This window comes from Micromonospora sp. NPDC049230 (assembly GCF_040647875.1).
In the GTDB taxonomy this organism is placed as follows: Bacteria; Actinomycetota; Actinomycetes; order Mycobacteriales; family Micromonosporaceae; genus Micromonospora.
The window spans coordinates 76,757-97,944 of record NZ_JBEZCZ010000013.1; the positions used below are offsets into that span (position 1 = coordinate 76,757).

The window sequence follows — 21,188 nt, forward strand, 5'->3', positions numbered from 1 at the left end:
CTGTCCAAGATCTCGTCACTGCGTCACTCCACGAGATCGTCGGCGAGCAGGTCCATCAGCAGGCCGTCGTGCCAGCGCCCGTCGTCGCCGCGCTCGTAGCGGCGCAGCACCCCCACCGGACGGAAACCGACCTTCGCGTACGCCCGGATGGCGGCGCTGTTCGCGGCGGCCGGGTCGATGGTGAACCGGTGGTGGCCGTACTCGTCGATCAGGTGCCGGGTCAGGGTGCGGATCGCGTCGACGCCGAGCCCGGCACCGCGCACCGTCGGGTCGAGGAAGACGTCCAGGCTGGCGTGCCGGTAGTCCGGGTCGGGTTCGGCGTACCACTGGATCGCGCCGACCACCCGGCCGTCGTGCTCGATCGCGTACACGTGCAGGTCGTCGTCGCCGAGGTCGGCGCGGACGGCCTCGGTCAGGTCGCCGCCGCCACGCCACCAGCGGCGCACCTCCGGGGTGGCCCGGATCGCCGCGAGGGCCGGCACGTCCGCGACAGTCGCCGGTCGCAGGGTCACCGCCCGCCCGTGCAGCACCGGCTCAGCCCCTGCGCTCGCCGTGCTCGACGCAGACCGCCGACCAGCCGACCGGCAGCACCTGCACCTTCATCCGGCGGCGGCACCGCGGGCAGAACCGGGGCGGCTCCAACTGGCGGGCCGACGCGCACGCGGGGTGGGCGCCGGCCGTCGCCGACTCACCGCACCTGTCGCACCACAGCTCGGTCGTCGTCATCGTCGTCACAGCGTGGCAGAGAGCGCCTTGACCGGCATCTTCAATTCGTCGAGCAGGTCCAGGTCGGCGGTCGCCGGTCGACCGAGGGTGGTCAGGTAGTTGCCGACGATCACCGCGTTGATCCCGCCGAGCAGGCCGTCACGGGTGCCCAGGTCACCGAGGGTGATCTCGCGACCACCCGCGTACCGGAGGATGGTGCGCGGCATGGCCAGCCGGAACGCGGCGATGGCCCGCAGCGCGTCCTTGCCCTCCACCACCGGACGGTCGCCGAGCGGCGTGCCCGGCCGGGGGTTGAGGAAGTTGAGTGGCACCTCGTGCGGGTTCAGCTCGGCGAGCTGCGCGGCGAACTCGGCCCGCTGCTCGACGGTCTCGCCGAGGCCGAGGATGCCACCGCAGCACACCTCCATGCCGGAGTCGCGCACCATCCGCAGCGTCTCCCAGCGCTCCTCCCAGGAGTGCGTGGTGACCACGTTGGGGAAGTACGACCGGCAGGTCTCCAGGTTGTGGTTGTAGCGGTGCACGCCCATGTCGACAAGGTCGTCGACCTGCTCCTGGGTGAGCATGCCCAGCGACGCGGCGACCTGGATGTCGACAGCGGCCCTGATGGCGGCGACACCCTCGCGCATCTGCTTCATCAGCCGGGCGTCCGGGCCGCGCACCGCGGCCACGATGCAGAACTCGGTCGCCCCGGTCTTGGCGGTCTGCTTCGCCGCCTCGACAAGCGACGGGATGTCCAGCCAGACCGACCGCACCGGCGAGGTGAACAGACCGGACTGGGAGCAGAAGTGGCAGTCCTCCGGGCAGCCGCCGGTCTTCAGCGAGACGATGCCCTCGACCTCGACCTCGGGGCCACACCAGCGCATCCGCACGTCGTGGGCGAGTTGCAGGGCGGCGGGCAGGTGCTCGTCGGGCAGGGTCAGCACCGCGAGGATGCCGGCCCGGTCGAGGCCGACACCGTCACCCAGGACCTGGGTCCGGGCCTGGTCGAGGATCTCTGGCATGGCTCGTAGCCTACTAGGGCCTGGGTCAAAGTCCTCGGTCGAGTCTGGGCCCGCCGCAGGCCGGCCAGGGGCTTTGACCCAGGCCCTAGGCGCCCGGTCAGCCGGAATGCCTGGCAGCCCGCCGGCCCCGCGCACCGAGCGGATCCGTCGGGCCGGTGGTGGCGGGTGGTAATTTCGCCCGGCAGGTGTCGGGCTGACCGGCGCGGACGGCGGCGAAGGGGTGACGGTGGCGGACTGGCTGGCGGCGCTCGACCGCCGCGCGCAGTTGCGGGCGAAGGCGGGGCTGACCCGACGACTGCACCCGCGTCCCGCCGGCGACCAGGTGACCGATCTGGCCGGCAACGACTACCTCGGCCTGGCCACCCACCCGGAGGTCATCGCCGCGGCCACCGCGGCACTGTCGGCGTACGGGCTGGGGGCGACCGGGTCGCGTCTGGTCCGTGGTTCCACCGACGCGCACCAGGCGCTGGAGGACGAGCTGGCGCAGTGGCTGGGCACCGATCGGGCCCTGGTCTTCTCCTCCGGCTACCTGGCCAACCTCGGTGCGCTGCGGGCGCTGGTGCGACCCCGGACGCTGCTCGTCTCCGACGCGCACAACCACGCGTCCCTGATCGACGGCGCTCGGATCTCCGGTGCGGAGACGGTGGTCACCCCGCACGTCGACGTGGACGCCGTCGCCGCCGCACTCGCTGCCGCTCCGGGCCGCCCGGCGGTGGTGGTGACCGAGTCGATCTTCTCGGTCGACGGTGACCTCGCCCCACTGGCCCGGTTGCACGCGGTGGCCCGGCGGCACGGTGCGCTCCTGCTTGTCGACGACGCGCACGCGCTCGGCGTGACCGGTCCGGCCGGCGCGGGTGCGGTGGCGGCCGCGGGGCTGACCGGCGAACCGGACGTGCTGGTGACCGCCACCCTGTCCAAGGCGCTCGGCGGTGCCGGTGGCGTGGTCGCCGGCCCCGCCGAGTTCGTCAGGCATCTGGTGGAGACCGGGCGTACGTTCATCTTCGACACGGCGCTGCCGCCGGCGGTCGCCGCCGGTGTGCACGCCGCGCTGCGGCTGGCCCGGGTCGACGACGACAGGCGCGGGGAGTTGTCCGACCGGGTGCGGTTGGCGGTCGTTCGACTGCGTGCGGCCGGGCTGACCGTCTCCGCGCCGGACGCGGCGGTGATCTCGGTGACGGCCCCCGGGCCGGAGGCGGCGAGTGCCTGGGCCGTCGACTGCCGGGATCGGGGCGTAGCTGTCGGTTGTTTCCGGCCGCCGTCCACCCCGGACAGCCGGTCCCGTCTGCGCCTCACGGTCAGCGCCGGGGTGCCCCGGGCGGATTTCGAGCGGGCCCTGGAGGTCATCGTGGAGTGTGCCCCGCAGTCGCGAGCAGAGGTGGCGCCGTGACCGGGTGGGAAGGGCCGGTCCTGGTCACCGGGACTGACACCGAGGTCGGCAAGACGGTGGCCACCGCGGCGATCGCGGCCGCGGCGCAGGCCGCCGGGCTGCGGGTGGCGGTGGTGAAACCGGGCCAGACGGGTACGGCCGGCGGCGAGCCCGGCGACGTGGACGCGGTGAACCGGCTGGCTGCCCCGCTGACCGGGCGGACCCTGGCCAGTTACCCCGACCCGCTCGCCCCGTTGACGGCCGCCCGGGTCGCCGACCTGCCGCCGTTGGAGTTGTACGAGGCGGTGGACGCCGTTCGTGCCGAGACGGACAAACACCACCTGGTGTTGATCGAGGGCGCGGGCGGGTTGCTGGTGCCGATGGGGCTGCGCCCGTCGGGGGAGGCGTGGACGATGGCCGACCTGGCGGTGTCGCTCGGCGCGCCCGCGGTGGTGGTGGCCCGCGCCGGGTTGGGCACGCTCAACCACACCGCGCTGACCCTGGAGGCGCTCGACCGGCGGGCGGTGCCGGCCGGTGTGGTGATCGGAGCCTGGCCGAGCAGGCCGGAGCTGGTGCACTGGACGAACCTCACCGAGCTGGTGCCGAATCTGCTCGGCGCGTTGCCCGACGGCGCCGGGGCGATGGACCCGGGCGTGTTCCGGCGTTCCGCGCCGGGCTGGCTCACCCCGGCCCTGCACGGCGTGCTCGACGACTGGCGGGTCTGGGCCGAGGAGAGCGGCTGAACACCTGACTTTCGTCGGTGTTCGCGCAGGTCGGGCGTGGGTAGCCTGGCCGCCGTGCGGATCCTCGACTTCCCGCTGCCAGGTCCGCTGGATCGGCGGCGTCACCTGCTGCTGGACGCGCTGCTCTGGGCGGTGGTCGCGGCCCCGGTCGGCTACGCCGGGGTCAGCCCGCCCTACCAGCGGTACGCGGTGCCGCTGCTGGTCGGCAAGTTGCTGCTGCTCGGCGTGGCCACGGTGGCGAGTCGACGCTGGCCGTTGGTCGCCCTGGTGCTGGTGGTGCTCGGGTCGGTCGTCGACGGCAATTTCGTCTTCGCCGTTCCGGTCTTCAGCTATCTCACCGGGCGGCGCAGCGTCACCGCGCGCCCGGTGGCCGTGGTCTTCGTGGTGATCGCGGCCGGCGGCACGGCGCTCAACCTGGGTCTGCTCGGCACCGGCGAGGCCACCTGGTTCCTGCTGGCCTCGGTGTTGCTCTTCGCCGCGGTGTTCCCCTGGCTGGTGGGCCGCTACCGGCGTCAGCAACAGGAGCTGGCCGCAGCGGGTCATCGGCACGTGGACGCGCTGATCCGCGAGGAGCGTGGCGTCGCCGAGCGGATCCGGCTGCGGGAACGGGCCCGGATCGCCGGGGAGATGCACGACTCGCTGGGCCACGACCTCAGCCTGATCGCGTTGCGTGCCGCCGCCCTGGAGGTCGCCGCCGACCTGAACGACCGGCACCGGGCCGCGGCGGGAGAGTTGCGGGCCAGCGTCTCCGCCGCCACCGAGCGACTACACGAGATCATCGGGGTGCTCCGCGAGGACGGTGGCGCGTCGGTGCGTCCGAGTGGAGAGACAGTCGCCGACCTGGTCGACAACGCCCGGGAGGCTGGCCTGGCGGTCCGGCTGGACGCCTCCTCGGTGGTCGCCGACCTGCCGGCGATGACCGGCCACGCGGCCCACCGGGTGGTCCGTGAGGCGCTGACCAACGCCGCCCGGTACGCGCCGGGCGCCCCGGTCGACGTTCGTCTCACCCGCGACGGTGAACGGGTCGAGGTGTGCGTGGTCAACGGTGCTCCGCCGGCCGAGCCGCTGCCGGCCCCGCCGTCGCAGGGCAGCGGGTTGCTCGCGCTCGCCGAGCGGGTCCGCCTCGCCGGTGGGACGCTCGACGCCGGGCCCCGCACCGAGGGCGGGTTCGTCGTCCGGGCGGTGTTGCCGGCGACCGCGCCACCGGTGGAGGCGGTGGAGAACGACACTGCCGCACGGGTGGGTGGCCAGCCCGGTCCGGTGGAGCGGCCGGTGGACGCGGAACGGCGACTGCACGACGCTCGCCGGCGGGTCCGGCGCAGTCTGCTGGTGGCGCTCCTGGCGCCTGCCGGGTTCGCCCTGGTGCTCTCCCTCGTCTACTACCCGGTGGCGACCGCCGGGACGGTGCTGGACCGGGACACCTTCGACCAGATGCGCGTCGGCACGGCCCGCTCGGAGCTGGAGGGTCTGCCCCGGCGGCAGTTGGAGAGCCCCGTCGGCGTCGACCGGGCCGGCTGCGAGTACTACACCGACGGCAACTTCCCCCTCGCCGAGCCGACCTGGCGGCTCTGCTTCACCGACGGCCGGTTGGCCAGCAAGGAGTGGATCGCCTAGTGGACACCGACAGGGCCGGGGCAGCGCCGGTGCGGGTGGTGCTGGCCGACGACGAGGCGATGATCCGGGCCGGGGTGCGGGCCATCCTCGCCAGCGATCCCGGTATCGAGGTGGTCGCCGAGGCCGGTGACGGGCACGCCGCTGTGGAACTGGTCCGTGCGCACCGACCTCGGGTCGCGCTGCTGGACATCCGGATGCCACGGCTGGACGGGTTGGCCGCCGCCGCCGAGATCCACCGGATCGTGCCGGAGACCGCGACGATCATGTTGACCACGTTCGGCGAGGACGACCATGTGGCCCGTGCGCTCGGGCACGGTGCCAACGGGTTCCTGCTCAAGGCCGGTGACCCGCGTGAGTTGATCGCCGGTGTGCACGCCGTGGCCGACGGCGGCGCGTACCTGTCGCCGAGGGTGGCCCGCCGGGTGATCGAGCTGGGCGCGGGGCGGTTGGCCCGCCGGCCGGCCGCGCGGGACCGGACGGCCGGGCTGACCGAGCGGGAACGGGAGGTGCTGGCCCTGGTCGGGGCGGGGCTGTCCAATGCCGAGATCGCCCGCCGACTGCACCTGGTGGAGGGCACAGTGAAGAGCTACCTGACAAGCATCTTCACCCGGCTGGACGTGCGTAACCGGGTGCAGGCGGCGATCCTCGCGTACGAGGCGGGGCTCGTCGACGGCTGAGCGGGGGCCCGGAAGCCCCCGCTCCGCTCGTCAGGCGTCGCGGCGGCGCAGTGCGGCCCGGCCCAGCAGCAGTGCGGCACCGGCCCAGCCGGCGAGCAGGAGCAGCCCGACCAGGCTCGGGTACGGCTCGGTGTCGCCGGCCAGGAAGTGCCCGCCGGCCACGCCGGGGAACCCGTCGGCGATCCGGTTCAACACCTCGATGTCGGGCTCCTGGAGGGACAGCGGCACGATCATCAGGGTGGCGAGGAGCACGGTGATGGTGAGCACCGCACTGCGCAGTGCGGCGCCGAGGCCCAGGGCGAACACGCCGATCAGCGCCAGGTAGACCGCCACCGCCACGATGTCGCCGATCGTCTCGGCGGCCGGTGCGCTGCCCCACTCGCCGAGCACCGGTCGGGCGACCAGGGCGCCGATGCCGCCGAGCAGCAACCCGAGGGCGAAGGTGACAGTGCCGGCGACAGTGGCCTTGGCCAGCAGCACGCGACCGCGCGACGGGGTGCACTGCAACGTCGTCCGGATGGTGCCGCTGGTGAACTCGGCGGTGATCGCCAGCAGGCCGAGGGCGAGCACCACGAACTGGGTCAGCTCGACCGAGTCGATCAGCACGCTGCCGACGGTGACGATTCCCGGGTCGTCGGTCGGGTCGTCGTTGGTGTTGGCGTTCGCGGCGTAGATGGCGAGTTGGCCGGCGCTGGCGGCCATCACCAGCAGCCCGGCCAGCGCCGTCCACCAGGTGCTGCGCACCGAGGAGAGCTTGGTCCACTCGGCGGCCACCGCCCCCCGGAAGGTGGCCGGCGCACCGGCGGTCGGCGTGCTGGTGGGGCGGGTGCCCGCGTCGGTCCGGGTGCTCATCGTTGCCCACCTTCGGTCGGACCGCCCGCGTACTCGACGCTGTCGGCGGTCAGCTCCATGAACGCCTGCTCCAGGGTCGCGGCCTGCGCGGTCAGCTCGTGCAGTCGTACCCCCAGCTCGTAGGCCAGGTCACCGACCCGGTCCGCGGTGGCGCCGGTGACTGTCAGCTCGGTGCGGTCGGCCGCCACCACGCTCGCTCCGGTGGCCGTGAGGCGCGCGGCCAGGGCGGCCAGCCCGTCCGGGTGCGGGCTGCGCACCCGGACGGCGACAGCACCGCCGGCGATCACGTCGCCGATCGGTGCGTCGGCGAGCAGTCGGCCCCGCCCGATCACCACGAGTTGGTCGGCGGTGAGCTGCATCTCGCTCATCAGGTGGCTGGAGACGAAGACGGTCCGCCCCTGGTCGGCGAGCGAGCGCGTCAGTTGGCGTACCCAGCGCACCCCGTCCGGGTCGAGGCCGTTCACCGGCTCGTCGAACATCAGCACCGGCGGGTCGCCGAGCAGCGCGCCGGCGATGCCGAGCCGCTGACCCATGCCGAGGGACAGGGTCCGGCCCGGTTTGCCGGCGGCCCGCGCGTCCAACCCGACGGTGTCCAGCACCTCGTCGACGCGGCGGGCGGGGATGCCGTTGCTGCGGGCCATGGCCAACAGGTGGGCCCGGCCGGACCGGGTCGGGTGGATGGCCCGGGCGTCGAGCAGCGCACCCACCTCGTGCAGCGGTCGGCGCAGTTCCCGGTACGCGCGCCCGCCGATGAGGGCCTGTCCGGCGGTGGGACGGTCCAGCCCGAGGATCATCCGCATGGTGGTGGACTTGCCGGCGCCGTTGGGGCCGAGGAAGCCGGTGACCCGGCCGGGCGCGACGTCGACGGTCAACGCGTCGACGGCGACCGTCGCCCCGAACCGTTTCGTCAACCCACGTAATGTGATCATGCGCTGACGCTAGGCGCGCGACCCGCTGCCGCACCGCGCCCGAAGGGCACCACCCGACCCTGACTTTCGTCAGGTCGTGGGCGGGTCGGTCAGCGCACGTAGTCCTCCAGCAGCGCCGGCGTGAGCCCGGCCCGGTGGATCGCCTTGAGCGCCGCGAGCAGGTCGTCCATCAGCGCCGGCCGGAAGTGCATCAGCAGGATGTCGCCGGGCTGGACCACCTTCTCCGGGGTCTGGTAGCGCACCTTCCCCTCGTGCACCGTCTCGGTCCAGTGCAGGACAGCCTTCGCGCCACAGTCGTGCGCGGCTCGCAACGTGGTGGCGTCGTGGTTGCCGAAGGGCGGACGGAACAGGGTCGCGCGCTTGCCGAACAGCGCCTCCAGCCTGTCCGCCGCCCCGCAGATCTCGTGCTTCTGGTAGTCGTACGAGCGGCCGGCCAGCGAGGTGTGGTTGATGGTGTGGTTCTCGACGACCCCGCCCGCCACCTGGATCTGCCGGAAGTAGTCGGTGTGCTCAGCCGCCGCCGGTGAGTTGAGGAACATCGTGACCGGGATGTGCGCCTGCCAGACGAAGTCGGCCACGTCGGGCGGGCGGGCCAGCCCGCCGTCGTCGATGGTGATGAAGGCGACCTTCTGGTCGGTCGGCAGACGGTGCCAGAACTGGGCCGCGCCGGTCGTCGGCAGCGGCACCGGTTGCGGTGGCGGCGCCTGCGGGAAGGTCGGGACCTGGGACACGTACCAGGCCAGAGTTCCCGGTGTGGGCTTCACCGTCGGGGACGGCGAGGCCGACGGCGTCGGCAGTGCCGAGAGTGCCGGCTGTGCGGACGGCGTCGGCTGGGCGAATGGCGTCGGCTGTACGGACGGCGTCGGCTGTGCGGATGGCGTCGGCTGGGTCGCGGTGACCTGCCGGGCGTTGGTCCGGTGGCCGGGACCGCCTGTGCAGGAGGTCAGCGTCAGCACGGCCAGAAGCGTTGCCACTGCGAGGATGCGGCGCGGATGGGCTGATGACACGCCCGGAAACATAGCGGGTCAAGGTCAGCTCCCGTGCCCCGTGCCGATCACCCGAGCGGGTTACTGCTCGTCGGCGCCATCGCGATCGTCGGGAGCATCGTGCTCCTGGTCCACGGGCCGCTCGACTGAGCGCACCACGAAGGCGTCCGGCATCCGGAAGGTGAGATTGTCCGGGCACCAGGGTGGGCGGACCACCGTCACCGCGTCCAGCAGTGGTGCCGCCTCGGCAACCACCACCGCCGCCTCCATCCGGGCCAGCACGTCACCGACGCAGCGGTGAGCACCGGCCCCGAACGCCAGGTGTCGGCGGGACCCACGCTGCCCCGGGCGGAACTCGTCGGGCGACTGGACGATCGCGGGATCACGGCCGGCGCGGGCCAGCCAGAGCACGAGGCTGCTGCCCGCCGGCACCGCCGTGCCGCCCAGCGTGCTGTCCGTCGCCGCCACCCGCCGCCAGGTGACGATGGGCGGCTCCAGTCGCAGCCCCTCCTCCACCACGTCGGCCACCGCGACCGCTCCGGTGCGCAGACCGACCCGCACCGCGGGCTCGCCGGCCAGCCGGTGCAGCAGCAGGGTGAGGAACTGCGAGGTGGTCTCCTGCCCGGCGACGAGCAGGAAGAAGAGCGCGCCGACCACCACGTCCGTCGGGTGCCCGGCGGCGCGCAACTCGGCGGCCAACCCGCCCCCGCCGGTCGCGAAGTCCCGCAGTACGCCGTGGAACCGACCGACCTCGGCGGCGAGCGCCAACTGCCGGTCGGCGTCCAACGGTGCCCAGAACAACTCCAGCGCCGCGCGGGCGAACTCCTTGACCGCGCCGACCGGTGCGTCCGGCAGCTCGACGAGCCGGGCCAGCACCAGCAGCGGCAGGTCGGCGGCGAGGTCCGCGTACAGGTCGACAGAGGCACCGGTGTCGAGCCGGGCGCCGAGCCGGGCGACCCGGTCCCGGACCAGCGCGGTGAGCCAGAGCCGCTGCGCGGCGACCCGGGCGGGGTGCAACGCCGCCGCGACGATCGCCCTGATCTCCGGATGGCTGACGCCCGAGTTGTTGGCCAGGGTCGGCGGCAGCCGGAACCGGTGCCCGGCGAGCACCCGCAGCGCGGTCACCGGCATCGGTGTCACCGCGTCCAGCGCGTTGTCCGGCCGGTAGGTGACCGGGTCGGCCAGCACCTGCCGGACCAGCGCGTGCCGGGTGACGACCAGATGGCGTACGCCGACGTGGTCGGTCACCTCGGCGACGTCCGGCCAGGGTGCCTCGACCGCGGACCCCCAGCCGGAAAACAGCACGTCGACACGTTAGCGGGCGGCTCCGGGCAGCCCGGCGCGCAACTGCCAGACGGTGGTGCGCTTCACCCGGACACTCTCCAGCGCCTCCGGCACCGGCACGTCGTACACGGCCAACTCGTCGAAGCGGTCGCGGGGCAGGAACGCCCGGCCGGGGTCACCGACAAGCGCGGGTGCGCCGGTCCGGGCGGCGCGCAGCAGGAACCGCAGCACCCGCCGGGCCATCGCGCCGCTGTAGAAGACGTCGCCGGCGAGCACCACCTCGGCGTCCCCGGCGTCGGAGTCGAGGATGTCGCCGAACTCGGCGTCGACGCGTACCCCGTTGGCCTCGGCGTTGAGCGCGACGGCCGCCACCGCCAGCTCGTCCACCTCGACGGCGCGCACCGACGCCGCGCCGGCGCGGGCGGCGGCGATGGCCACCAGGCCGGAGCCGGAGGCGAGGTCGAGCACCCGGCGGCCGGCGACCAGCTCCGGGTGGTCTGTCACGTAGCGGGCGAGCGCCTGCCCGCCGGCCCAGGCGAACGCCCAGAACGGCGGCGGCCGGTCGGTGGAGAACTCGCCCTCGGTCAGCTCCCACAACCCGATCGGCTCGTCGGCCTGGTGCAGTCGCACCTCGGGAACGAAGGCGACCGGGGCCAGGCGGGCGTGCAGCCGGACGAACGTGCTGGAGAGTTCGGACACCCGGCGATTCTCGCGCACCTGTCACCCCGGGCGGCGCGGGGAGGTGGACCGGTACGGGTAAGGGGTTCACCACTGTCGGTGAAATCACCACTCGTCCTTGGCGTCCGGTGCGAAGACACCCCTCTGTCCGACCCGCCCGCTTCCTCCTAGCGTTTTGCGCAGGAGACGAGAAGAGGCGAGGTGATGGTGATCGTGTGGCGGTACGCGCTGCGGATCGGGGCGTTGGTTACCGGTGTGGCCGGGGCGGTGCTCACCCTGGCCGCGCCGGCACAGGCGGCCTTCGCCACCGAGATGAGCGGCCTGCCGGCCCGGTTCAGCGCCGGTGACCAGGTGCGGACGATCTCGGCGGTGGTCTCGCAGACGGATCGGCGCGGCGGGTGCGCGAAGGTGCGCTGGTCGATGGTGCTCAGCGTGCAGGGCCTCCGACTCGACCAGGTGAAGATGGACCGGGTGGAGGAGACCGGCGACTTTCCGCTGGAGATCCAGACCGAGGGCGACGTGGCCCGGCTGACCGACCGGCAGCTCGACCCGGGCACGCTCTGCCCGGGCCGCACCGTCACGGCCCGCTACCGGGTGGCCTTCGCCGACGACGTCACCCAGGGACGGGTCACCCTCGCCGCCGAGGCGTACGACGCCAACGCGCGCCTGCTGGCCCGACAGACCGCCACCCGCTCGGTGGTGGGGGCGGTTGGCGCCCCGACCGGTACGCCGAAGCCGACAGCGACACCGTCACGGCCCAGTGACCCGCCGAGTGAGCCGGCCGAGGATGAGAGCACGACGGCCGAGGAGCCGGTCGGGGACTACCCGGCCGACGCCGCGCCACCGGCCGGCCGGCAGGTGGCGCAGTCCGGCGGGTTCGGCATCGTGCAGGCGGCGTTCCTGCTCGGCGCGTTGCTGCTCTTCCTCGGGATGGGCCTGCTGCTGCGGCTGCGACACCTCACCCGGCCCGCGTCCGACGAGGGCGAGGACCCGACGGTGGACCGGCGTTGGGAACGGCCGGCTTCGGCCGACCGTTGGCGACCGGTCCGCCGCTGATCGGGGGTCGAGGGGGCCGGCGGGTGGTCCGCCGGCCCCCCTCGGCGTCACTGCGAGAACGCCTGGAACTCGGCGATCCTGACCTGCGTCCGGGCCGGGCTGGCCGTCGCGCAGTCCGTCGTCGTGGCCGGATCGTCGTCCTGCTCGCCCGCGTACCGGGGGCCGCCGGTGCACTGGCTCGCCAGCACCTCCAGGCGCAGGTGGGTGGCGAGGGTGGCGGGCACCGCGAACGTCCGCAGGTTGATGTCCCGGCTGTAGGACCGGTACGCCCCGCCGGGGAACGCGTCGCCCGCGCTCGTGTAGATCCGCCGCCAGCGGGCCGGGTCCGCGCAGTCGGTGGTCGTCGCGTCGCAGGCGGACACCGCGAACGAGCGCAACGCGCTGAGCGCGTTCTGACTGCCGGTGTCGGCGTCGCCGGCGATCGCGGGACGCAGCATCGCACTGACGTTGAGCCGCTTGACCGTCTGCGGGGCGTCCCCGGGCAACGCCACGGTGAGCTGCCGGCCGGCCACCCCGTCCAGGGAGGCCCAGTTCGTCGCCTCGGTGTCGTCGGCGATCCGGTCCAGGTTGACCCCGTCGCCGGTGACCGTCGCCCCGGACGCCGTGGACGCGAAGTTGCGGCTCAACCGCAGGTCCACGTACCCGTCCTGATCGGCCTTGGCGACCACGCTGAGCCGCTGGTGCCCGAAGCCGGGTGCCACGGCGAGCAGGTCGTACGTGCCGGCCACCAGCTCCACGGTGTCCGGGATCGGCGTGGCCGGGTCGGTGTCCGCGATCGGCGTGGCCCGCGCCTCGTACGCCCCGACGTACACCCGGATCGGCGCGTCGACGCTGTCCCCGCGCGGGCGCAGGGTGAGTGTCGCGTTGCCGCCGCGCGGCGAGGCGAAACTCGGCGTCGGGTCGGTGTCGCCGGCGCCGTTGGTGGCGGCGTCGCGGCCCATCCCGGAGCGGGCGAACTCCGCCCAGATCAGGTCCTGGTTGGCGCCGCCGAAGCGGAGCAGGTCGGCGGTGAGCATGTTGTCCCGCATGTCGAGCATGCTGACCTGGCTGGCGGCCTGGAGCAGGAACGAGTCGAAGACCAACTGCGACCAGCGCCGGTTGCCGGGGCACCTGTCGGCGGCGACCTTGCCCTGTGCGCAGTCGAGCTGCCGTTGCGGGGTGCCGAGGCCGTACCGCGTGACAAGTGCGGAGCGGACCCGGAAGTTGGTGGCGCCCCAGATCTCCCCGTCGGCGTGCACGGCGGGACCTGCGGTGTTGTAGCCGATGTCGGAGTAGTTGAGCGGGCTGCGACTCGGGTCGTAGTTGCGGATGCCGCTGACCAGGTTGCCGGTGACGTAGCCGCCGGTGACGAAGGGCGTCTCACCCGGTGCGCGCAGCCCGTTCTGGAAGAGGTATTCGGCGGCGAGCAGGTCGCCCCACGACTCGCCCATCGCGCCGCCCTGGTGGCCGCCGATCCCGCTGTCCGGGCCGGCGATCATCCGCTCGGTGATCGCGTGGGTGTACTCGTGGCCGATCACCGTCATGTCGTAGTCGCCGTCCACACACGGCGGGTACGGCCCGCCGGCCTGCGGCTGCCAGAGGAACATGGTGGTGGTCGGCGGCTGCCCGTCGCGAGGCGTGCTCTGGATGGCGTTGTTCCGGTTGCCGGTCAGCGCGCCCTGCTGGGCGCGGCCCTGCTCGGCGTCGCCGCCCAGCCCGGCCGGGGTGAGGTTGACCGCCTGGAGGTTCCACGCCGACTCGGTGAAGCCCAACCGGTACGACCAGTCGTGCATCCGGTTGTGCATGGCGAAGAGGTTGGCGATCGACGCGTCGGCGTCGTTGCGCTGGGCGGAGGTGAACACGCCCGGGTTGCACCTCGCCTGGTGCCACTGGTCGGTGAAGGGGAACTCGTAGCGGCGCTCAGGGCTGGTGGGGGCCGGGACGACAGGGGTGCCCGCACCCCAGGACAGCACCGTGTTGGCCGAGTTGCCGCGCGAGGTGAGGGTGGGTGTGCCGGTGGCCGCGTCGACGTCCCACGGTTGGCCGGTGGCCGGGTCGCGGAGGGCGGCCTGGCAGCCGGGCGCGGGGTCGCCGCACCAGCGCACCCGGGGGTCCTGCCCGGGGCCGAGGTCGCGGGGCGGGGTGGCCGGGAAGACCGCCCAGCTCGGGTTGTCCGAGTCGAAGTTGACGAGGTCCTCACGGACCAGCACCTGCCCGGTGCCGCCGTCCACATAGCTGGTGAACGCGGCCGGGTGCTCGGTGTCCGCGCCGATCATGGTCACCTCGTAGGCGGCCCGCGGCCCGTCCAGCGGGGTCGGTACGGCCACCTGCCGGATGGTGTGGCTGGCCACCGCGCCGGCGGTCAGCCCGGCGTCGGCGAGCGCGGCGGCGTACGCCTGCTCGGCGGTGCGGGTGGCCGGCGCGGGCGTGCCGGTGCCGCGGGCCAGCGAGGAGCTGACCGAGAGCACCGATCCGTTGGCGACCGCGAGGGTGACGAGACCGTCCGGACCGGCTGGCAGGTCGCCGAACCGTTGCCGGAGGGTGACCACGGCACCACTGCCGATCGGCCGGACCAGCACCCGTTCCATGCTGGCCACCGTGTCGGCGTTCATGCCGAACAGGTCGCGGTTGGCCCGCAGGTAGGCGCGGGCGGCGGCCTCCGGGTCGGTGGGCAGTCCGGTGGCGAGCGGGGTGCGGCCGGGGCCGAGGGCGTGCGGGGTGCCGAGTCGGTTCCACCGGACGTCGGGGTCGGCGGCGCGTGCCAGACCGCGCTGACGGGCGTCGGGTGCCGCCGTACCGATGCGGTTGTCGGCGTCGGCGGGCTCGTGCCCCTCGCTGAACGGTCCGGACCGGCGCTCGGCCGACGGGGCGCTGCCGGTGGGTGCCGCGGTGCTCACACCGGTGGGGAGCAACGCGGCGACAGTGGCCGTCGCCGCCAGGACGGCGATGAGCCGGCGTCGACGCCGGCTCATCGGGGGTGACCATTCGGGTCGTGGCACGGGACCTCCTCGTGGGAGCGAAATGGCCGGCGGTCCGCCGGCCGTCGCTGCGCGATCACGCATGTGCATCTCTGGATATCAGCCGGCTGGGGTGGCGGCAAGGTCTGTGACGGATCGCCCGGCCGGCGAACCCAGCGCGTGGGCGAGGCCCGGGCTGGTCGCCGCAGTCGGTGGGTCAACGGCATCGCCGTCAACACCGCCCAGGAGCTGGGCCGTCGGCGGGAGGGTGGACGAGCGCCGGCTGTCCGGGGTGGCCGGCTACCGGCAAGGAGCTGCCCGTCAGTCCGCGCCGAGCTGCCCCGTCAGCGGGGCAACTCGACAGGCACCCAACAGCCGCTTATCCGTCGCGCCCACCCGGGGCCACCACGTGGTCAGTCGTCCGGTGTCCAGTCGGGGTTACGGCCGAAGGCGGCCAGCAGGTGGTCCTGCTCGTCGGCGTCGTCGGGCACCCGTACCCCGGGCCGCACCAGGTTGTTGCGCCGGTAGTCGTCGATCTGGCCGGCGAACCAGCGGGCGGCCACGTGCACCGCGTCCGGGTCCAGGCGCGGTTGCGCCCCGATCGCCACCGCCACGTCCCAGCCGTGGATGAGATGCTCGGCGAGGAGCTGCTGGAGGTATTCGGCGGCCGGGGTCTCACCGGCGGAGAGATGCACGGCGCGGTCGAGCGTGCCGGGGTGGGTGGCGGCGATCTCGGCCTGCGCGGCCGCCTCCCGCGCCACCGCGATCGGGTCGGTGCCGAGTTGGTCGCCGTCGAGCCGGTCGCCCACCTCGTCGATGGTCCGGCCCGCGAGCAGCGGGACGCTCCACCGGTCCTCACTCACCACGTGGTTGACGAGCGTGCGTACGTCCCAGTCCGAGCAGGGTGTCGGGTCGGACCACTGGCCGGGCTCGATCTGGTCCACCCGGTCGACGAATTCGGCCAGGCTCCGGCGGTACGCGTCCAGCAGGTCCATGCTGCCGATTGTTCCGGTCGTCGGGGCGGGCCGAGCCGTTTTGCCCGGCCTTGGTGTGCGCGAGCGGTGGCTGGTCGGTTTAGTCCAGCGCGACCGGATCGAGGCCGAGCTCTCGGGCGGTGACCAGCCGGACCCACTCGCCGAACTGCCGGCGGGAGATCACCCGGTCGTGCACGGCGAGTTGGACGGCGAGCCCGTCCATCACCGCGCTGATCCGCCAGGCGGCGCCGTCCGGGTCGGCGCACTGGAAGGTGCCGTCGGCCACCCCGGCGCTGATCACCGCGGCCAGGTCCTGCCGCCAGCGCAGGTCGAGCCGGCGGGACACCTTCTCCAACTCCGGGGTACGCAGCGACTCGGACCAACCGTCGATCCACATCGACCAGGAGGTTGCCCGCCCGGCCGGCGTGTAGAGCTTGAGGATCCGGCGGAGCTTGGTCAGTGGCGGCGCCGAGGAGCGGGTCACCACGTCCAGTCGGGCCAGATCCTGCTCGACCGCGTACGCGAAGGCCTGCGCGAGCAACCGCTCCTTCGTGGCAAAGTGGTAGAACACCAACGCCTGACTCACGCCGGCGGCCTGTGCCACGTCGGCGGTCCGGGTGTTGGCCAGACCGCGCTCCACGATCACATCGCAGGCGGTGCGCAGCAGGGCATCCAGGCGGATCTCGGCCGCACGTCTCGTCACGACCGTTACCGTAGCCCATCCGATTGAACACGAACAGTTACGGCTGTGCCCGGATCCGCGCCGCGAGAGTCGGAAGCCGGACAATTCCCCGGGGTGCCGTCAGTCGTTCCTGTGAGTGTGTTCGTCGAGGTCCGCCGCGATGGGGTGGCGCGTAAAGGCCCTGGTGGCGAGCGTTTGGCGCAATGATGGCCGTCATTGTCGAGTGGATGCCCGAGGGTGACCGTCGGTGGTGCCCGTCGGCACCAGGTCAGCCGCCTAGGAAGCTGGCGGGTGGTGATCTCCATTCCCGCCTCACCAGGAGGGGACGCGCCGAGGTGACCCCGAGTTGGCAGTCTTTCACCGGCTCGGCTAAAGTTCTCATCCGTCACCCGGGAACGCCGGGGGGCGTGCGGACGTAGCGCAGCTGGTAGCGCATCACCTTGCCAAGGTGAGGGTCGCGGGTTCGAATCCCGTCGTCCGCTCGGAGCTGCCGCCACGCATGACGGGGGCAACCTCGGTGGGGTGGCCGAGAGGCGAGGCAACGGCCTGCAAAGCCGTGTACGCGGGTTCAAATCCCGTCCCCACCTCGGCAACAAGCACGGGCGATTGGCGCAGTGGGAGCGCGCTTCCTTGACACGGAAGAGGTCACTGGTTCAAACCCAGTATCGCCCACAGGTTACAGAGGCAGTTGAACGGCCCGTCACCGGCTTCCGGTGACGGGCCTTCTGCTGTCCGGGCCTCGTCCGCGTCCGGGACAGCGCCGGTGCGGCTTCGCATGGCACGCTTCCCGCGCGACGCATCCATCGACGCGCACGGGCGGGGGCGGACCATGACCGGGGCGGCTGGACCATCCGACAGCGCTGGACCATCCGAGACCGCCGCAGCGGGTCCGGCCCGCGCACCGAGGGTCTCGATCGTCGTGCCGGTGCACAACGAGGAGGAGAACATCGGGCCGTGCCTCGACGCGGCTCTCCGGCAGACCACGCCGGCCGACGAGATCATCGTGGTGGACAACGCCTCCACGGACGCGACGCGGGCCCGGCTGGCCGGGTACACCGACCGGGTCGTGCTGCTCAGCGAGCCGCAGGTCGGCGTACTGGCCGCCCGCAACCGCGGCCTGACTGCGGCCACCGGTGACGTGATCGGGCGGATCGACGCGGACACCAGGCTGCCGCCGTACTGGGTGGAGGCGGTCCGCCGGGTCTTCGCCGACGACACCGTCGCGGCGGTGACCGGTCCGGTGACCTACTACGACATCCGTTTTCCGGCGGCCCTCAACGCGGTGGACCGGACGCTGCGCCGGGCATGGACACTGCCGAACCGGCAGCGGCTCGACTGGTTGTTCGGTGCGAACATGGCGGTCCGGGCCCGGGCCTGGCACGCCATCCGGACCGACCTCTGCGACGATCGCCGCTACCACGAGGACCTCGACCTCGGCATCCACCTGCGGAGGGCCGGCCACCGGGTGGTCTTCGCCGCCGGGCTGCGGGCCAGCACCTCAGCGCGCCGTTTCCGGAACGACCCGGCCGACTTCTGGGCGTACCTGCGGATGATCGACGCCTCCTATGCCAGCCACTCGGGGCGGGGCGGCAGTGCCAGCTACTGGCGGGCCTGGCTGACCAGCCGGCTGATCATGCTCTGCTACCTGCCGTTCCGGGCGCTGCACCGAACCCACCCGGCCTACTCCGCCGCCCCGCCCCGGAAGAACCCGATGGCGGCGGAGCCGTCTCGGCCGTCGCGGTCACCGTGATCCACTCGGGTTCGGTGAGGTCGCGCCGTCTGCCTCACGCGCACACCGCGTCTTCCAGGAAAGCGAGTCGATCACGGCACCGAGCCGGTCGACGCGACCACTGTGATCGGCGATACTTTGTCGATCGTTCCAGATAGCGGGTAGCGTCTCCGGCATGGCACGTACCCGCGAGTTCGACCTCGACGCCGCGGTCAACGCCGCGATGGACGTGTTCCGGAGGAAGGGCTACGAGGGCACCTCGATGCGCGACCTCGCGGAGGCGACCGGCCTCGGCAGCGGCTCGATCTACGCAGCCTTCGGTAGCAAGGACGGCCTCTACCTCGCGGTGCTCGACCTGTACCGGCAGCGTTACGCCGCACCGATGGTCGACCTGCTGCGCTCCGGCAACGACGCGCGGGAGGTCATCCGTGAGGTGTTCGTCGGCGCTGTGGATGACATCACCGGCGACGGCCGACACCTCGCCTGCCTCATCGTCGGCGCGTCGATGGAACGGGCACACCAGGATCTGCGGGTCGCCGAGCGGCTCCGCTCCACCACCCAGTCCCTGGAGTTGGCGCTCCACGACCTGCTCGCCGAGGCGCAGTTGCGGGGCCAGGTCACGTCCGATCGCAGCGCCACCGACCTGGCCGGCTTCCTGGTGACCAGCCTTCAGGGGCTGCGGGTGATGGGTGCCATCAACCCGGACCGGGCGGCGCTGACCCGGTACGCCGAGGTCGCGCTCACCTGCCTGAACTGACGGCCCCACGCGGGTCCATCGCCCAAGCGACTAGCAATGATCCAATTTTTCATATTCTAAGGAGATATAGTCGTGTCTACGATCGGCGTCGGCATCATCGGCGCGAGCACCAGCGGATGGGCCTCCACCGCACATGTGCCCGCCATCGCCGCGACACCCGAGTTCACGCTCCGCGCGGTGAGCACGTCCCGCCCGAGCAGCGCCGAGGCCGCAGCGGCCAGGTACGGCGTGCCCGCGTACCACGACCACCGCGACCTGATCCTCCACCCCGGCGTCGATCTGGTCGTCGTGGCGGTGAAGGTCACCGAGCACTTCAAGCTCATCTCCGCGGCCCTGGACGCGGGCAAGATGGTCTACAGCGAGTGGCCGCTGGGCAATGGCCTGGCCGAGGCCCAGCGGTTGGCAGACCGGGCGGAGAAGGCGGGCGTCCGCACGGTGGTCGGCCTCCAGGGTCGGTACGCCCCCGAGGTCCAGTACGCCCGGGAGTTGATCCGTGACGGGTATGTCGGCAAGGTGCTCGGCACCACGATGGTCGGCTCGGGGATGGTCTGGGGTGGTGAAGTCGCCGACCCCAGCCAGGCGTACTGGTTCGACAATGCCAACGGCGCCACGCCGCTCACCTCGGCCACCCTGCACGCCCTCGACCCGCTGCACTTCGTCCTCGGTGAGTTCGACTCGGTGGCCGCGAACCTCGTGGTCGGCCGCAAGCAGACGACGCTCGCGACGGACGGCAGCGCCATTCCGGTTACCGTGCCGGACCAGGTCTCGGTGATCGGCACCCTCGACGGCGGGGCGGCGGCGTCCATCTTCTACCGAGGCGGGGTGTCCCGGGGGGACAACTTCCGGTGGGAGATCAACGGCAGTGAGGGTGACCTGGTGCTGACCGCCGGTTGGGGCAACATGCAGGTCGCCGAGCTGACCCTCGCCGGAGGCCGGGGCGCCGACAGCGCCGTCCGACCACTGGAGGTCCCGGCGTCCTACCTGGACGGCGTACCGGCCGAGCTGAGTCGTTCCGTGGCCGGGGGTGTGGCCCGGCTCTACCGGCAGCTCGCCCGGGAGTTGGCCGACGGCACACGGACCGTCCCCGACTTCGCGCATGCCCTCGGCCGGCACCGGCTCATCGACGCGATCGAGCGTGCCTCCGCCACCGGCACGACCCAGTCCCTGGCCCGACCCGCATGACGGGGAGTTCGAGTATGAGAGCGGTCGGACTACTGCGCTACGGCGGGCCGGAGGTGCTGCGGGTGGTCGAGCTTCCGACCCCGCACGCAGGCCCCGGTGAGGTCCGCATCCGGGTACGCGCGGCGGCGGTCAACCCCGCGGACACTCTGATCCGAGCCGGTGTGACGCCGGTACGACTCCGCGGCACCGACCCGCTGCTGCCCGGCCTGGACATCGCCGGCACGATCGACGAGGTGGGTCCCGGGGGCAGTGGTGCTCTCGCCCCGGGTGACCCGGTGATGGCCATGGTCAATCCGACCCGGGAGGCCGGAGGTGGGTACGCCGAGTGGGTCGTGCTTCCGGAAACCTGGGTGGTGCCCGCGCCGGCGGGCGTGTCACCCGCCGAGGCCGCCACGCTGCCGATGAACGGGTTGACCGCCCTGCACGCCCTGGACCAGTTGCGGCTGCCGCCCGGCAGCACCCTCGCGGTGACCGGCGCGGCCGGCGCCGTCGGCGGGTACGCCGTACAGCTCGCCAAGGCCGCCGGTCACCACGTGTTGGCCGACGCGGCGCCCGGTGACGTCGAGCTGGTCGCGGCGCTCGGCGCCGACGTGACGGTGCCCCGAGGCCAGGGTGTCGCGGACCGTTTCCGGGAGCACGCCCCGGAGGGTGTGGATGCCGCTGTCGACGCCGCGCTGATCGGCGGCGCGCTGCTGCCCGCGGTCCGCGACGGTGGCGCCGTCGCGCTGCTGCGCGGCGGGCCGGATCCGCTGCTGCTGGCCCAGGCCAGCCAGCGGGGGATCGGGATGGTGGCTGCCCACGTGCACGACTATGACGGGCGTCGCGACAAGCTCGACCTGCTTCGGCAGCTCGCCGAGGAGGGGGTGCTGAGCCTTCGCGTCGCCGGCCGGTTCCCGCCGGAGGAGGCGGCCCGCGCGCATCAGCTCCTGGAAGCCGGAGGGGTACGCGGCCGGTTGGTCATCGAGTTCTGATTCCGTCTGTGGCCGGCCGCCTTCGTCGAGGCGGCCGGCCCGGCA

The 21,188-nt window shown here is 72.9% G+C and carries 20 protein-coding genes and 3 tRNA genes; 12 read left to right on the top strand and 11 right to left on the bottom strand.

Going from position 1 to position 21,188, the window contains the following annotated elements:
- Nucleotides 1-23 precede the first annotated feature (23 nt).
- The 3 genes from AB0A95_RS14195 to bioB are packed head-to-tail and all read right to left on the bottom strand — an operon-like array spanning nucleotide 24 to nucleotide 1,727.
- Complete coding sequence (locus tag AB0A95_RS14195; RefSeq protein ID WP_357556107.1) at nucleotides 24-530, bottom strand: GNAT family protein; 507 nt, start codon at nucleotides 528-530, stop codon at nucleotides 24-26.
- Between the two features lie 4 nt (nucleotides 531-534).
- Nucleotides 535-726, bottom strand: a complete 192-nt coding sequence (locus AB0A95_RS14200; protein WP_357556108.1) for a hypothetical protein — start codon at nucleotides 724-726, stop codon at nucleotides 535-537.
- Nucleotides 727-731: 5 nt separating this feature from the next.
- Nucleotides 732-1,727, bottom strand: a complete 996-nt coding sequence (gene bioB, locus AB0A95_RS14205; protein WP_357556110.1) for a biotin synthase BioB — start codon at nucleotides 1,725-1,727, stop codon at nucleotides 732-734.
- Nucleotides 1,728-1,953: 226 nt separating this feature from the next.
- On the opposite strand from bioB, the gene AB0A95_RS14210 reads away from it, so the two are divergent.
- Genes AB0A95_RS14210 through AB0A95_RS14225 form a run of 4 tightly spaced genes read left to right on the top strand, consistent with a single transcriptional unit; the run spans nucleotide 1,954 to nucleotide 6,127 of the window.
- Entirely contained in the window at nucleotides 1,954-3,114 is a 1,161-nt protein-coding gene (locus AB0A95_RS14210) for an 8-amino-7-oxononanoate synthase (protein WP_357556111.1), read from the top strand.
- On the top strand, nucleotides 3,111-3,836 hold the full coding sequence (gene bioD, locus AB0A95_RS14215) for a dethiobiotin synthase (RefSeq protein ID WP_357556112.1): 726 nt from the start codon (nucleotides 3,111-3,113) through the stop codon (nucleotides 3,834-3,836). The genes AB0A95_RS14210 and bioD overlap by 4 nt, the downstream gene beginning before the upstream one ends.
- Before the next feature lie 54 nt (nucleotides 3,837-3,890).
- Nucleotides 3,891-5,450: a histidine kinase gene (locus AB0A95_RS14220; RefSeq protein ID WP_357556114.1), complete on the top strand. Its 1,560-nt coding sequence runs from the start codon at nucleotides 3,891-3,893 to the stop codon at nucleotides 5,448-5,450.
- Nucleotides 5,450-6,127 carry a response regulator transcription factor gene (locus AB0A95_RS14225; protein ID WP_357556115.1) on the top strand — a complete coding sequence of 226 codons (678 nt, stop codon included), beginning with the start codon at nucleotides 5,450-5,452 and terminating at the stop codon, nucleotides 6,125-6,127. Before AB0A95_RS14220 ends, AB0A95_RS14225 begins: the two co-directional genes overlap by 1 nt.
- 30 nt (nucleotides 6,128-6,157) lie before the next feature.
- Here AB0A95_RS14225 and AB0A95_RS14230 read toward each other — a convergent pair whose 3' ends face one another.
- The 5 genes from AB0A95_RS14230 to AB0A95_RS14250 all read right to left on the bottom strand — a co-directional run bounded on the left by AB0A95_RS14230 (nucleotide 6,158) and on the right by AB0A95_RS14250 (nucleotide 10,877).
- The gene (locus tag AB0A95_RS14230; RefSeq protein WP_357556116.1) at nucleotides 6,158-6,979 is read right to left on the bottom strand and encodes an ABC transporter permease; all 822 of its coding nucleotides are present in this window, start codon (nucleotides 6,977-6,979) and stop codon (nucleotides 6,158-6,160) included.
- The gene (locus tag AB0A95_RS14235) at nucleotides 6,976-7,908 is read right to left on the bottom strand and encodes an ATP-binding cassette domain-containing protein (RefSeq protein WP_357556118.1); all 933 of its coding nucleotides are present in this window, start codon (nucleotides 7,906-7,908) and stop codon (nucleotides 6,976-6,978) included. Before AB0A95_RS14235 ends, AB0A95_RS14230 begins: the two co-directional genes overlap by 4 nt.
- An 89-nt stretch (nucleotides 7,909-7,997) precedes the next feature.
- Nucleotides 7,998-8,882: a polysaccharide deacetylase family protein gene (locus AB0A95_RS14240; RefSeq protein WP_357556119.1), complete on the bottom strand. Its 885-nt coding sequence runs from the start codon at nucleotides 8,880-8,882 to the stop codon at nucleotides 7,998-8,000.
- Between the two features lie 93 nt (nucleotides 8,883-8,975).
- Nucleotides 8,976-10,142: a cytochrome P450 gene (locus AB0A95_RS14245; RefSeq protein ID WP_357556194.1), complete on the bottom strand. Its 1,167-nt coding sequence runs from the start codon at nucleotides 10,140-10,142 to the stop codon at nucleotides 8,976-8,978.
- 66 nt (nucleotides 10,143-10,208) lie between these two features.
- Nucleotides 10,209-10,877, bottom strand: coding sequence for a 50S ribosomal protein L11 methyltransferase (locus AB0A95_RS14250; protein WP_357556121.1), 669 nt, complete (start codon nucleotides 10,875-10,877; stop codon nucleotides 10,209-10,211).
- 183 nt (nucleotides 10,878-11,060) lie between these two features.
- Here AB0A95_RS14250 and AB0A95_RS14255 point away from each other — a divergent pair, with 183 nt between their 5' ends.
- Nucleotides 11,061-11,912 carry a hypothetical protein gene (locus AB0A95_RS14255; RefSeq protein ID WP_357556196.1) on the top strand — a complete coding sequence of 284 codons (852 nt, stop codon included), beginning with the start codon at nucleotides 11,061-11,063 and terminating at the stop codon, nucleotides 11,910-11,912.
- 47 nt (nucleotides 11,913-11,959) lie between these two features.
- On the opposite strand, the gene AB0A95_RS14260 is transcribed toward AB0A95_RS14255, so the two are convergent.
- From AB0A95_RS14260 to AB0A95_RS14270, 3 genes are all read right to left on the bottom strand, one after another.
- The gene (locus tag AB0A95_RS14260) at nucleotides 11,960-14,890 is read right to left on the bottom strand and encodes a M36 family metallopeptidase (protein WP_357556123.1); all 2,931 of its coding nucleotides are present in this window, start codon (nucleotides 14,888-14,890) and stop codon (nucleotides 11,960-11,962) included.
- Nucleotides 14,891-15,261: 371 nt separating this feature from the next.
- The gene (locus AB0A95_RS14265; protein WP_357556124.1) at nucleotides 15,262-15,843 is read right to left on the bottom strand and encodes a TIGR03086 family metal-binding protein; all 582 of its coding nucleotides are present in this window, start codon (nucleotides 15,841-15,843) and stop codon (nucleotides 15,262-15,264) included.
- A 79-nt stretch (nucleotides 15,844-15,922) separates the two neighbouring features.
- Entirely contained in the window at nucleotides 15,923-16,525 is a 603-nt protein-coding gene (locus AB0A95_RS14270) for a TetR/AcrR family transcriptional regulator (RefSeq protein ID WP_357070132.1), read from the bottom strand.
- A gap of 388 nt (nucleotides 16,526-16,913) precedes the next feature.
- Between AB0A95_RS14270 and AB0A95_RS14275 the strand changes: the two genes are divergently transcribed.
- From AB0A95_RS14275 to AB0A95_RS14305, 7 genes are all read left to right on the top strand, one after another.
- Nucleotides 16,914-16,986 (top strand) — tRNA-Gly (locus AB0A95_RS14275).
- 34 nt (nucleotides 16,987-17,020) lie between these two features.
- Nucleotides 17,021-17,091: transfer RNA gene (locus AB0A95_RS14280), tRNA-Cys, on the top strand.
- 13 nt (nucleotides 17,092-17,104) lie between these two features.
- Nucleotides 17,105-17,176, top strand: a tRNA-Val gene (locus AB0A95_RS14285).
- Between the two features lie 157 nt (nucleotides 17,177-17,333).
- Nucleotides 17,334-18,254 carry a glycosyltransferase family A protein gene (locus tag AB0A95_RS14290; protein ID WP_357556197.1) on the top strand — a complete coding sequence of 307 codons (921 nt, stop codon included), beginning with the start codon at nucleotides 17,334-17,336 and terminating at the stop codon, nucleotides 18,252-18,254.
- Between the two features lie 154 nt (nucleotides 18,255-18,408).
- On the top strand, nucleotides 18,409-18,990 hold the full coding sequence (locus AB0A95_RS14295; RefSeq protein WP_357556125.1) for a helix-turn-helix domain-containing protein: 582 nt from the start codon (nucleotides 18,409-18,411) through the stop codon (nucleotides 18,988-18,990).
- A 72-nt stretch (nucleotides 18,991-19,062) separates the two neighbouring features.
- On the top strand, nucleotides 19,063-20,172 hold the full coding sequence (locus tag AB0A95_RS14300) for a Gfo/Idh/MocA family oxidoreductase (protein WP_357556126.1): 1,110 nt from the start codon (nucleotides 19,063-19,065) through the stop codon (nucleotides 20,170-20,172).
- A gap of 14 nt (nucleotides 20,173-20,186) precedes the next feature.
- Nucleotides 20,187-21,143: an NADP-dependent oxidoreductase gene (locus tag AB0A95_RS14305; protein WP_357556127.1), complete on the top strand. Its 957-nt coding sequence runs from the start codon at nucleotides 20,187-20,189 to the stop codon at nucleotides 21,141-21,143.
- Nucleotides 21,144-21,188: the final 45 nt, after the last annotated feature.